Annotated in this window: 12 protein-coding genes and 1 pseudogene; 4 read left to right on the top strand and 9 right to left on the bottom strand. The window is 73.6% G+C overall.

The annotated features are described in order from the left end of the window. Positions 1-49: 49 nt before the first annotated feature. The 7 genes and pseudogenes from AB0B29_RS12365 to AB0B29_RS12335 all read right to left on the bottom strand — a co-directional run bounded on the left by AB0B29_RS12365 (position 50) and on the right by AB0B29_RS12335 (position 6406). Positions 50-721 (bottom strand): GntR family transcriptional regulator, encoded by a 672-nt coding sequence (locus tag AB0B29_RS12365; RefSeq protein WP_362237608.1) that lies wholly within the window; start codon positions 719-721, stop codon positions 50-52. Positions 722-758: 37 nt separating this feature from the next. Then, positions 759-1760, bottom strand: coding sequence for a proline racemase family protein (locus AB0B29_RS12360; protein ID WP_362237606.1), 1002 nt, complete (start codon positions 1758-1760; stop codon positions 759-761). A gap of 5 nt (positions 1761-1765) precedes the next feature. Continuing rightward, positions 1766-2656 (bottom strand): dihydrodipicolinate synthase family protein, encoded by an 891-nt coding sequence (locus tag AB0B29_RS12355; protein WP_362237604.1) that lies wholly within the window; start codon positions 2654-2656, stop codon positions 1766-1768. Next, the gene (locus AB0B29_RS12350) at positions 2653-4098 is read right to left on the bottom strand and encodes an FAD-dependent oxidoreductase (protein WP_362237601.1); all 1446 of its coding nucleotides are present in this window, start codon (positions 4096-4098) and stop codon (positions 2653-2655) included. Before AB0B29_RS12350 ends, AB0B29_RS12355 begins: the two co-directional genes overlap by 4 nt. Before the next feature lie 118 nt (positions 4099-4216). Beyond that, positions 4217-4513: pseudogene (locus AB0B29_RS12345) on the bottom strand ((2Fe-2S)-binding protein); the annotation flags it as partial. Next, positions 4510-5664: an NAD(P)/FAD-dependent oxidoreductase gene (locus tag AB0B29_RS12340; protein ID WP_362237598.1), complete on the bottom strand. Its 1155-nt coding sequence runs from the start codon at positions 5662-5664 to the stop codon at positions 4510-4512. The gene AB0B29_RS12340 and the pseudogene AB0B29_RS12345, both read right to left, overlap by 4 nt. An 82-nt stretch (positions 5665-5746) precedes the next feature. Then, positions 5747-6406 (bottom strand): MmyB family transcriptional regulator, encoded by a 660-nt coding sequence (locus AB0B29_RS12335; RefSeq protein ID WP_362237596.1) that lies wholly within the window; start codon positions 6404-6406, stop codon positions 5747-5749. Between the two features lie 238 nt (positions 6407-6644). On the opposite strand from AB0B29_RS12335, the gene AB0B29_RS12330 reads away from it, so the two are divergent. The 3 genes from AB0B29_RS12330 (at position 6645) to AB0B29_RS12320 (ending at position 8269) form a co-directional block, all read left to right on the top strand. After that, on the top strand, positions 6645-7304 hold the full coding sequence (locus tag AB0B29_RS12330) for a helix-turn-helix domain-containing protein (RefSeq protein WP_104781073.1): 660 nt from the start codon (positions 6645-6647) through the stop codon (positions 7302-7304). Between the two features lie 32 nt (positions 7305-7336). Beyond that, positions 7337-7867, top strand: a complete 531-nt coding sequence (locus AB0B29_RS12325; protein WP_104781072.1) for a toxin-antitoxin system, toxin component — start codon at positions 7337-7339, stop codon at positions 7865-7867. Between the two features lie 177 nt (positions 7868-8044). Beyond that, positions 8045-8269 carry a hypothetical protein gene (locus AB0B29_RS12320; protein WP_031109019.1) on the top strand — a complete coding sequence of 75 codons (225 nt, stop codon included), beginning with the start codon at positions 8045-8047 and terminating at the stop codon, positions 8267-8269. A 36-nt stretch (positions 8270-8305) separates the two neighbouring features. On the opposite strand, the gene AB0B29_RS12315 is transcribed toward AB0B29_RS12320, so the two are convergent. Together AB0B29_RS12315 and AB0B29_RS12310 are read right to left on the bottom strand one after the other, a co-directional pair. Continuing rightward, positions 8306-8965 carry a 4'-phosphopantetheinyl transferase family protein gene (locus tag AB0B29_RS12315; RefSeq protein ID WP_362237593.1) on the bottom strand — a complete coding sequence of 220 codons (660 nt, stop codon included), beginning with the start codon at positions 8963-8965 and terminating at the stop codon, positions 8306-8308. Beyond that, complete coding sequence (locus tag AB0B29_RS12310) at positions 8962-9822, bottom strand: metallophosphoesterase family protein (protein WP_362237590.1); 861 nt, start codon at positions 9820-9822, stop codon at positions 8962-8964. Before AB0B29_RS12310 ends, AB0B29_RS12315 begins: the two co-directional genes overlap by 4 nt. Positions 9823-10076: 254 nt before the next feature. Here AB0B29_RS12310 and AB0B29_RS12305 point away from each other — a divergent pair, with 254 nt between their 5' ends. Then, a complete protein-coding gene (locus tag AB0B29_RS12305) occupies positions 10077-11213 on the top strand; it encodes an ATP-grasp domain-containing protein (protein WP_362237587.1) in 1137 nt (378 codons plus the stop codon). The last annotated feature ends 47 nt before the right edge of the window (positions 11214-11260 follow it).

Raw genomic sequence — 11260 nt, 5'->3', positions numbered from 1 at the left:
GCCCTGTCCGCTCGTCCTGGACCTGTGAGAACGCCGGGCCTGTTCGGGTTCAGGGCGCGGCCCACAGGCCCCGGACGTGTCCGAGGTGCCGGGTCATCACGGCGCGGACGGCTTCCTCGTCGCGGGCGAGCAGCGCGTCCAGGATGTCCAGGTGCTCCTCGGCGGACGCCTGCAGCCGCCCCTGTTCCACCAGCGCCGTCAGGCCGTAGAGCCGGGAGCGGCGTCTGAGGTCGCGTACGACGTCGACGAGGTGGCCGTTGCCGGCGAGGGCCAGCAGACCGAGGTGGAAGCGCAGGTCGGCCTCGACGTAGGCGATGAGGTCACCGGCCGCGGCGGACGTGACGATCTCCTCGGCGACCGGGCGCAGCGCTTCCAGGGCCACCGGGTCGGCGGTGCGGGCCAGTTCCGCCGTGGTCGGAATCTCGATCAGCGCCCGGATGTGGGTGTACTCGTCGAGCTGTCGCTCGGAGACGGCGGTGACGCGGAAGCCCTTGTTGGGCACGGTGTCGACCAGGCCCTCCTTGGCCAGGTCGAGCATGGCCTCGCGCACCGGTGTGGCGGAGACGCCGAAGCGGGCGGCCAGGGCAGGGGCCGAGTGGACCTCACCGGGCCGGAGCTCACCGGCGATCAGGGCGGCCCGCAGCGCGTCCGCGACCCGCTCCCGGTGACTGGGCTTCCTGCTGCCCAGCACGGGCAGGGCGGGGGTGTGCTGCGGAGCCATGACGGTCGGGGTTCCTCTCAGGTGCGCTTGTGGGGGCCTACAGGACGAACCCCGCCGGGAACGGGTCCTCGGGGTCGAGCAGGTACTGGGCGGTGCCGGTGATCCAGGCGCGGCCGGTGAAGCTGGGCAGCACGGCCGGGCGGCCGGCGACCTCGGTCGTGCCGAGCAGTCTGCCGGTGAAGCGGGTGCCGATGAAGGACTCGTTCACGAACTCGGTGTGCAGCGGGAGTTCGCCGCGCGCGTGCAGCTGGGCCATGCGGGCGCTGGTGCCGGTGCCGCAGGGCGAGCGGTCGAACCAGCCGGGGCGGATGGCCATGGCGTGCCGGGAGTGGCGGGCGTCCGAGCCGGGGGCGGCCAGGTAGACGTGGTGGAGGCCGCGGATGGACGGGTCCTCCGGGTGGACGGGCGGGTCCTCCGCGTTGACGGCGGCCATGAGGGACAGGCCCGCGGCGAGGATCTCGTCCTTGCGGGACCGGTCGAAGGGCAGACCGAACCGCTCCAGCGGCAGGATGGCGTAGAAGTTGCCGCCGAACGCGAGGTCGTACGTCACCGTCCGGCCGTCGCCGAGGGTGGCCTCGCGGTCGAGGCCGACGGCGAAGGAGGGGACGTTGCGCAGGGTGACCGCCCGGGCGGCGCCGTCCTCGACCGCCACCTCGGCGACGACGGCACCCGCCGGGGTGTCGAGCCGGATGGTGGTGACCGGCTCGGTGACCTCGACCATGCCGGTCTCGACCAGCACGGTCGCCACGCCGATGGTGCCGTGCCCGCACATCGGCAGATAGCCGGAGACCTCGATGTAGACGACGCCCCAGTCGCAGTCGGGCCGGGTCGGCGGCTGGAGGATCGCGCCGCTCATGGCGGAGTGGCCGCGGGGTTCGTTCATGAGCAACTGCTTGATGTCGTCGCGGTGTTCGCGGAACCACAGCCGTCGTTCGTTCATGGTGGCGCCGGGGATGGTGCCGATGCCGCCGGTGATCACGCGGGTCGGCATGCCCTCGGTGTGCGAGTCGACGGCGTGCAAGGCGAGTCTGCTGCGCATGGTCCTCAGCTCGATCCGGCCGCGACGGCCTTCTCGGTGGCGGCCCGGACGGCGGCCTCCTGCTCGGGCAGCAGCGGCACCCGCGGCGGACGGCAGGGCCCGCCGTGCCGTCCGGCGATGTCCATGGACAGCTTGATGGCCTGGACGAACTCCACCCGCGAGTCCCAGCGCAGCAGCGGGTGCAGTTGCCGGTACAGGGGCAGGGCGGTGTCCAGGTCGCCGCCGACGGCGGCCCGGTACAGCTCGACCGAGGACCGGGGCAGCGCGTTGGGGTAGCCCGCCACCCAGCCCTTGGCGCCCGCGACGGCCAGCTCCAGCAGGACGTCGTCAGCGCCGATCAACAGGTCGAGCTCGGGGGCGAGTTCGGCGATCCGGTAGGCCCGGCGGACATCGCCCGAGAACTCCTTCACACCCTTGATGTGCCCCTCGCCGTGCAGCCGGGCGAGCAGCTCGGGCACGAGGTCGACCTTGGTGTCGATCGGGTTGTTGTACGCGACGACCGGCAGACCCGCCCGGGCGACCTCGGCGTAGTGCGCGAGAACGGCACGTTCGTCGGCGCGGTAGGCGTTCGGGGGCAGCAGCATCACCGCGCGGCAGCCGGCCTCGCCCGCCTGCTCGGCCCAGCGGCGGGACTCGGCGGAGCCGTAGGCGGCGACGCCGGGCATCACGCGCTCCCCGCCGATCGCGGCGACGGCCGTCTCGACGACCCTGGCGCGCTCCTCGGGCGTGAGCACCTGGTACTCGCCGAGGGAGCCGTTCGGTACGACGCCGTCGCAGCCGTTGTCGACGAGCCATGCGCAGTGCTCGGCGTACCGGTCGTAGTTCACCGAGAGGTCGTCGTTCAGCGGAAGCGCGGTGGCGACGAGGACGCCGCGCCAGGGGCGGTGTTCGGTCATGACGGTCCCTCCTGGGAGTGTTGCCGGGCGAGGACGCCGAGCGGCACGGGACGGGCGAACGGACGTTTGGCCGGGGTGCGTGCGCAGCCTGCGAGAGCGGCGACCGCGGTGCCGCACATCCGGCCCTGGCACCAGCCCATCCCGGCCCGGCTGAGCAGTTTCACGGTGCGTACGTCGCCCGCCCCGAGGTCCAGGGCCTCGCGCACGGCCCCCGCGGTGACCTCCTCGCAGCGGCAGATCACGGTGTCGTCGGTGATCTGCTCGGGCCAGTGCGCGGGGAGTGCGTAGGCGGATTCGAGGGCGGCGGCGGATCGCTTGAGCTTCGTACGGGCCTTGAGGGCGGCGGGGGCCGGGCCGGGGACGGTGCCCGCTGTGCAGGCGGCGGGGGCCGGGCCTGGAGCGGTACCCCGCGGGTGTGCGGTGGCGGACGCCGGGGCGGGGGCGGTACCGCGCAGGTGGACGGCGGCGGAGCAGCCGGCGATGTGCCCCTCGGCGAGGGCGAGGGCGACACCGCCGATGCCGGTGGCCTCTCCGGCCGCCCACACGCCGGGCACGTCCGTGCGCTGCTCGTGGTCGACGGCCACGGTGAGCCCGTCGAGACTGCAGCCGAGACCCTCCGCGAGGTCGGTGTGCGGGAGCATGCCGTGGCCGGTGGCGAGGGTGTCGCAGGGCAGGTGCCGCTCGGTGCCGGGCCGGACACGGCCCTCGGCGTCGAGCGCGGCGACCGTGACGCCGGTCAGCCGGTCGTCGCCGTGGGCGCGGACCACGGTGTGCCGGGTGAGGACCGGGACGCGGTGGCGCAGCAGCCGGGCGGCGTGTCCGGCGCCCTCGGGGAGCTTGCCGGCAAGTGCCGGGGCGTGACGGGTGAGGCGCCCGGGGGCGGCCGACTCGACGAGTGCGGCCACCTCGACAGCGGCTGCGGCGAGCCCGGCCGCCACGGGCAGGAGCAGCGGTCCGGTCCCGGCCACGACGGCTCGTCGCCCGGGCACCACCAGTGCGCCCTTGAGCATGGCCTGGGCTCCCCCGGCCGTGACGACGCCCGGGAGGGTCCAGCCCGGGAAGGGCAGCACCTGCTCGTAGCCGCCGGTGGCCAGGAGCACGGCGCGGGCGTGCACCTCGGCGGGCTCCTCCTGGTCCGGCCCGAGCAGGGCGTGCACGAGGAAGCTCTGCGAGGTCCGCTCCACGCACCACACGTGGTGCTCCGCCAGGACGCGTACGGCACTGGCGGCGAGTCCGTCCCGCAGCCGCTCCCAGGTCCGCCACCGGTGGTGCAGCGCCTCGGGCCGCCCGGCGCCGAGCCCTGCGGCGGGCTGCCGGTAGAACTGCCCGCCGGGCTGCGTCGCGGCGTCGACGAGCGCGACCCGTACGCCACGCGCGGAGGCGGCCAGGGCAGCGGCGAGCCCGGCCGGTCCGGCGCCGATCACAGCGAGATCAGTCCGCATGCGGCACCTCCTCGTGCCTTGTTCCGTCCGACGCGCCGCTCAGACCTCCACGGTGGCCGGCCCCACCTGGCGTGCCGCTCACGCCCCCCTGGGCCGTTCCGCCCTGCATGCCGCGCACATCCGCATGGCCCGTTCCCTCCTGCGTGGTGATCGTGTCCCCCGGCCGCGCCGGCACCAGGCAGGCGCGTTGGTTGGGGCGTTCGTTGACCGTGACCAGGCAGTCGAAGCAGACGCCGATCCCGCAGAACACCCCGCGCGGACGGCCCTCGCCGCGTGTGGCGCGCCAGGATGTGACGCCCGCCGCCCACAGCACGGCGGCGACCGTCTGCCCGGGCAGGGCCTGCACCTGCCGCCCGTCGAACGTGACCGTGAAGGCGGGGCCCGGTCCGGCCCCCGCCGGTGCCGGCGGGTTCACGCGGCCTCCTCGGTGAAGCGGTCGGGCCGGAACGGGCCGAGATCCAGGTCGGGCGTCCGTCCGGTGAGCACCTGGGCGATCAGATGCCCGGTGCCGGTGGCGAGTCCGATGCCCGCGCCCTCGTGCCCGCAGGCGTGGAGGAGCCCGGGCGCCCTCGGGTCGGCACCGATCGCGGGCAGGTGGTCCGGCAGATACGGCCGGAAGCCGGCGTAGGTCCGCATCGCCCGGACGGTGGCCAGGAAGGGGAAGAGCCCGGTCGCCCCGGCCGCCAGCGCGCGCAGTGCCGGGAGCGACAACGACCGGTCGAAGCCCACCCGTTCGCGGCTGGCGCCGATGAGGACCGGTCCGGCCGGGGTGCCCTCGACCACGGGCGAGGTCTGCAGCGCCGCCGAGTCGCTGGCGACGTCGGCCACGTAGTCGGCGGCGTATACCTTGTGCCGGATGCGGGGCGGCAGCGGCTCGGTGACCAGGACGAACCCCCGCCGCGGCAGGACGGGCAGGGACACTCCGGCGCGGGCCGCCAGCTCGCCGCCCCAGGTACCGGCCGCGTTGACGACCGCGGGGGCGTGGAGGTCGCCGCCCTCGGTCCGTACGCCGCGCACCGCACCGTCCGGGCCGCGCAGGACTCCGGTCACCTCCCGACCGGTGAGCACCCGGGCCTTCGAGGCGCGCAGCAGGTGCGCCGCCGCGAGGGCGGGCATCACCTGGGCGTCCTGCGGGTAGTGCACGCCACCCGAGAGGCCGGGGGCCAGGTACGGCTCCAGCTCGGTGAGCCGGTCGGGCGGCACGGACACCGCCTCGACCCCGGCCGCGCGCTGCTCGGCCGCGAGTTTCTCCAGCCCGGCCAGGGCCCGGTCCGTGCCGGCGACGACGAGACCGCCCTTGGCCTCGTACTCGACGGCCCCGCCCAGCCCTTCCCGGGCCAGGTCGGCCCACAACCGGGCGGACAGCAGGGCCAGTTCGAGCTCGGGTCCGGGTTCCTTGTCGGAGACGAGGAGGTTCCCCTCCCCCGCTCCGGTCGTGCCGCCCGCCACCGGACCCCGGTCCACCACGACGGCGTCCAGGCCCGCGCGGGCTGCGTACAGGGCGGCTGCGGCGCCGACCACTCCGGCTCCGACCACCACGACATCGCAGGTCAGCGACTCGGTCACGGCAGTACTATGTCACACACCACAATGCCCGGGAAGGGTGCCGACGAGGTGGCGGACACCGGTGGTGGACGCCCGGTGGCGGTCAGTCGGCCGCGGGGACGACCTTCAGGTGGGAGGCGGTACGGCGGGTGCGGCGCTCCCGGGACGCGGAGCGGCGGGCCTCGCGCAGGACGAACGTGACCCGGGCGCAGCCCAGTTCCTCGAGCGTCCTGGACGTCTCGACGACGACCCGGCACTCCATGGCGCCGCGGTGCGGGTCCGGGTGCAGCAGCGGCCGCAGGGCACCGTCCTGTTCGACGGCGCCCTCGCCGACCGCGCGGACCCAGTGCGGCAGGCCGTGCCGGTAGGCGGCCTCCATGATCGGGTCCTGGGCGATGTCGCGGCGGACGGCCTGCAGCCCGTGGTCGGGGCCGTGGCTCTCCACGGTCCGTGCGAAGTGCGCGAGCATCGGCAGGCACCAGCTCGCCTCGTGATCGCCGAGCACGGTGGGGGCGTCGGGGTGGAAGAGGACGAACCTGAGGAAGTTGTCGCCCGGCATCGCCGTCGGGTGCGGGCCGACCTCACGGAAAAGTGACCGGAAGGCGCCGTTGGTGAGCACCACGTCCCAGCAGTGGTCGACGACGAGCGTGGGGAAGGAGACCCCCTCCAGGAGCCCGGCGTAGTCCTCCAGGTAGGCCTGGGCCTCGGGAGTCTCGGGGAGGGGCCGCGGTGCCGGCCGCTGCCCTCCTGCCTGATATGCCATCGGGAGGTCACCCCTCTTGCCTGTGCGGCCTTGACGCGGCGCCCCGATCCTGCTGCTCCGGGCCGAGGCGTGTCAACTATCGTGGCATTCCATGTCTGTTGACGGCTGAAATTGGCCACAGTTGTGGCGAGACCTGGATGTGAGTTCGAACCACCGGCTACGCTCCGGGAAGTTCACGCCGGGGTAGGTCACGGCATCCACTTGTGAGAAGCCTGTGAGATACGTAGGAGATCTGTCGGTGACGGGTGGCTTCGTCGAAGGTCCGGGCGTCACGCCGACGGCCGTGCTGCCGGCTGTCGTCTCCCGTGTCGGCGCGCTCGCCGACCGGCTCGGCGTGCCGCACGCCGAGGTCTTCGACATCGGCCGGCTGTCCGTCGCCTCCGGCGTCCCGGAGCCGGTGGTGAAGGCCCTGCTGTGCGGCAGGCCCGCGGGCGAGCCCGATGTGCAGGCCCGGTTCCTGCAGCGGCTGGACCTGCTGCGCCGGACCCGGCTCAAGCCCAACGGCCGCAAGTACACCCAGCAGGAGATCGCCGACGGCGCCGGCATGTCCCGGCAGCAGGCCGGCGCTCTCATCAACGGCGACCGGCGGCCGACCATGGAGCACTGCGACGCGCTCCAGCGGTTCTTCCGGGTGCACGCCGGCTTCCTGACGGCCGAGGACCCCGAGGCGCTCGTGAGCGCGCTCCAGCACACCGAGCAGGATCTGCTGCAGAAGCTCGCCGACCGTGAGCGGCAGGCGGCCGCGGCACAGGACGACCCGCTGGAGCGGCTGCTGCAGGACCACGGCGTGCGCGGCATCGCCTGGCGTGCCGCGCAACTGCCCACCGACCAGCACCGCGACAAGGTCGCGGAGTGGCTGGACATGCTCCTGGAGAGCGTCAAGCGGCCCGAGTCGTGACCGTGGGGAGAACTGTGGGCATCGGTAAGGAAATGCGCCGTCTGTGCGGCGAGCTGGTCGCGGAGCTGACCCTCCCCGCGCCGGCTCGGCCCGAGGAGCTGTACGCCGCCCTGTGCGACGGCATGAGCAGACGCCGCGGCCGACCCGTGCGCTTCCGCACGGCCGCGTTCCCGCCCGGGACCGCCAGCGGGCTCTGGCTGGACATGGCCGAGCAGGACCTCGTCGTGATCGAGGAACGCACCGCCCCCGATCACCAGTTGGTGATCCTGGGCCATGAGCTGTGGCACATGAAGGCGGGGCACTGCTCCCACCACGTCGAGGGGGCGGCCGTCGCGGCCCGGCTGCTCGACGACGGTGCCGACCTCCAGGCGACGGTGCTGAAGGTCGCCGCGCGCACCCGTTTCGACCTCGACGACGAGCGGGAGGCGGAGAGCTTCGGCCTGCTGCTCGCCAGCAAGTGCCGGGCGTGGCTGGCCGGTTCCTCCTCGCGGGGGCCGGTGCAGCGGGACCATCTGGCGGGACGGATCGAGGCGTCGCTGGGGTACCGCGGACCGCAGGGCTGACGGGCCGCACCGCGCGGCGACGTGGCGCGGTCCGCCTCCGCCGAGCGGGCGAACCGGAGGGCGGCGGGACCGGATTGTCAGTGGTGGGCGGCAAGCTGGAGGTGCGCCACCGCTGTGCGGGGCGTACGCGCCGCGAGGGCGCGGGACCGACGACGCCGACACGGGGAGAACCGACCGATGCCCACCGCAGTTCTGACCGATCGTGAACGCACCGCCGTCCAGGCCTATCTGCGGCTGCTGCACACCGTCCGGGCCGCCTTCGACCTGGAGGGCAGTCCGCCGCTCGTCCCGCCCGCGGTGCTCGCCGAGGCGGAGCAGGCCCTGGAGCGCGCCGGACTGACCGGCAACGAGGAGGCGTTCTTCCGCCTCCTGGAGAACTGGTGTCCGGAGCCCGGCCCCTGACCGGGAGTGCCACCGGGCGAGCGCCGGGGAGCGGGGTCAGGTGTGCGGTACGGCGATCGCCGTCGCGATCAGGCCCCGTTCCGCCGTCCAGCGGCCGTCGAAATGGCCGAGGCGGCGGGTGCCCACCCATGGCCCGGGGACGAGCAGCTCCGCGCGGAAGGTGCCGTCGGCGGTGAGCTCGATGTCGGCCTCCATGAAGTCCAGCCACTTCCCGGTGAGGGGGAACCACGCCTTGTAGACGGACTCCTTCGCGCTGAACAGCAGCCGGTCCCAGTGCACGTCGGGGTGTTCGGCCGCGAGCCGTCGCAGCCGGCCGGCCTCGGCCGGCAGGGACACGGCCGGCAGGACACCTTCGGGCAGCGGGCCGTGGATCTCGGCGTCGATACCGAGCGACGCCAGGTCGGTGGCGCGGACCAGCGCGGCGGCGCAGTAGCCGTCGCAGTGGGTCATGCTGCCGGTCAGCCCGGCCGGCCAGCGGGGGGCGCCGCGTTCCCCGGGCAGGATCGGCTGCGGTTCGACGCCGAGTTTCTCCATGGCTCGGCGGGCGCAGGAGCGCACGACGGTGAACTCCCTGCGCCGCTTGTCGACCGCCCGGGTCAGGAGGGCCTCCTCCTCGGGGTACAGCGGGGCGTCCGCGTCCTCGTACCCGTACGCCTCGACGCCGACCACCGTCTGGGGCAGCAGTTCCTCGATCACTGGTGTTCGCCCTCCCCCGGCAGGATCCGCCGCAGCCGTCCCGGTGGCCGGGACCGCTTGCTCCACTCGCGTGGATAGCCCACCGACACCTCCTCGAAGCGCACGCCCTCGTGGACGGTGGTGCGGGGGATGTGCAGATGGCCGTAGACCATGGTGTGCACGCGGAACCTGCGGTGCCAGTCTGCGGTCAGGTCCGTGCCGCACCACATGGCGAACTCGGGGTGCCACAGCACGTCCATCGGGTGCCGGTGCAGCGGGTAGTGGTTGACCGGGATCACGGGCAGGTCGCCGGGCAGTTCGGCGAGCCGGCGTTCGGTCGCGGCGACCCGCGCCCGGCACCAGGCCTCCCGGCTCGGGTAGGGGTCGGGGTGCAGCAGGTACTCGTCGGTGCACACGATCCCGGTGCCCTGCGCGTACTGCAGGCCCTGCTCCTTGGTGGTGCAGCCGGCCGGCAGGAACGAGTAGTCGTACAGCAGGAAGAGCGGGGCGACGACCACCGGGCCGCCGGGCCCCTCCCAGACGGGGTAGGGGTCCTCCGGTGTCGTCACGCCCAGTTCACGGCACAGGTCGACCAGATACGCGTACCGGTCGACGCCGCGCAGGGTGACGGCGTCGCTCGGATGGGTCCACAGCTCGTGGTTGCCGGGCACCCAGACGACCTTGCGGAAGCGGCCCGCGAGCGTCTTCAGCGCCCAGCGGATGTCCGCCACGGTCTCCGCGACGTCCCCGGCGACGAGCAGCCAGTCGTCGTCCGTCCCGGGCCGCATGTCCTCGACCAGGGCGCGGTTCTCCGGGTAACCGATGTGCAGATCGCTGATGGCCAGCAGTTGTGCGGCGCCACCGGCCGTCGACGTCACCTCTAGCCCCCTTAGCGCACCCCGGACGTCACCAAGAGATCACATTCGTGCGACCGGGACAAGAGCGGCCCGAGGGTCGTGGCGGGAGAACCTTCACACGCGCGTTGCACGAGGGGGCCCGCCGAAGCCGTATGATCTGGCCCAACACCACCGCTACGAACGTCCCTTCCCCAGGGGCGGTTTGGTGTCCCTCCCTTCTCCTGCCCGGGCACGGGCTGCTCAGTCCTGCCCGCGAACCGTGAAAGGCGGCCTGCATGGTCTCTCGCGTACGCGTCTGGCTCAACCGCACGTACGCGGAGAACGTGTTCTTCATGGATCAGCTGCGGAGGAATCCCAGCGACCGGGCGGTCGAGATCCATGCCACGCACGGCGACCCCGACTCGCCGGTGCTGGCCGCCGCCGACACCGCCGAGCTGGAGCCCGAGAGCCTCTCCCCCGCCGGATACGTCGAGTACGCGCTGGACCAGTGCGCGCGGCGGGGCATCGACGTGTTCGTGCCCCGGCTGCACCAGTCGGCGATCGTGGCGCACCGCGCCGAGTTCGAGTCGGCCGGCACGGCGGTGCTGGCGCCGCCGCCCGAGGCGGTGGCCGTCTTCCACGACAAGGTGATCGCCTACGAGGCGGTCCAGGCGATCGGTGTGCCGGTGCCGCCGTGGTACCGGGTCCGCTCGGAGGACGAACTCCTCGCGGCGGTCGAGGAGTTGGAGGCGCGTGGGCACAAGGCGTGCTTCAAGCCGGCGTCCGGGGCGGGCGGGGTGGGCTTCCGTGTGATCACGCGTACGCCCTTCTCACTGATGCAGCTGAGCGGGTTCCCCAGCCCGTACGTGCCGCTCGATCTGGTGCTGGAGGCGCTGCGGCAGGGTGCGGAGCCGGTGGACTGGCTGGTGATGCCGCGACTGGAGCAGCCCGAGGTGTCGGTGGACTGCCTGACCGGCCCGGACAACCGGGTCCGGCTGGCGGTGGGCCGCACCAAGAACGGCCGCCGCCGGGGCTTCACCCTGCACGAGCAGTGGCTGGACCCGGCCCGGCGGATCGCCGAGGGCTTCGGTCTGCACTATCTGTCCAACATCCAGTTCCGGATGTTCGGCGACCGGCCGGTCCTCATGGACGTCAACACGCGCCCGGCCGGCGGACTGCACCAGCTGTCCCAGTGCGGTGTCAACGCCCCCTGGGCCGCCGTGCAGCTGGCACTCGGCGAGGATCCGGGAGAGATGGTCCCGCCGTTCCTGGGCCAGGACTACACGGTGGTGTCGGGGCCGCGTCCGCTGCGGCCGGTGTCGCTGCCGCAGCAGCGGCCCGAGGCGACGGAGCCGCTCCCGGCGGTACCCGCGCCCGCCACGGCCGGGCAGACCGGCGCCGTCGGGGCGACGGCTCGGGCGCTGCCCCTCTGAGGCATCAGTTTCCGGCCGCGATCGCCTCGCGCCAGACGGGGCTGTCT

Origin of the sequence: Streptomyces tibetensis, from assembly GCF_040647715.1 — a bacterium.
GTDB classification, from domain to species: Bacteria; Actinomycetota; Actinomycetes; order Streptomycetales; family Streptomycetaceae; genus Streptomyces; species Streptomyces tibetensis_A.
The sequence above is the reverse complement of the archived record's forward strand: the minus strand, read 5'-3'. Positions and strand labels throughout refer to the sequence as shown.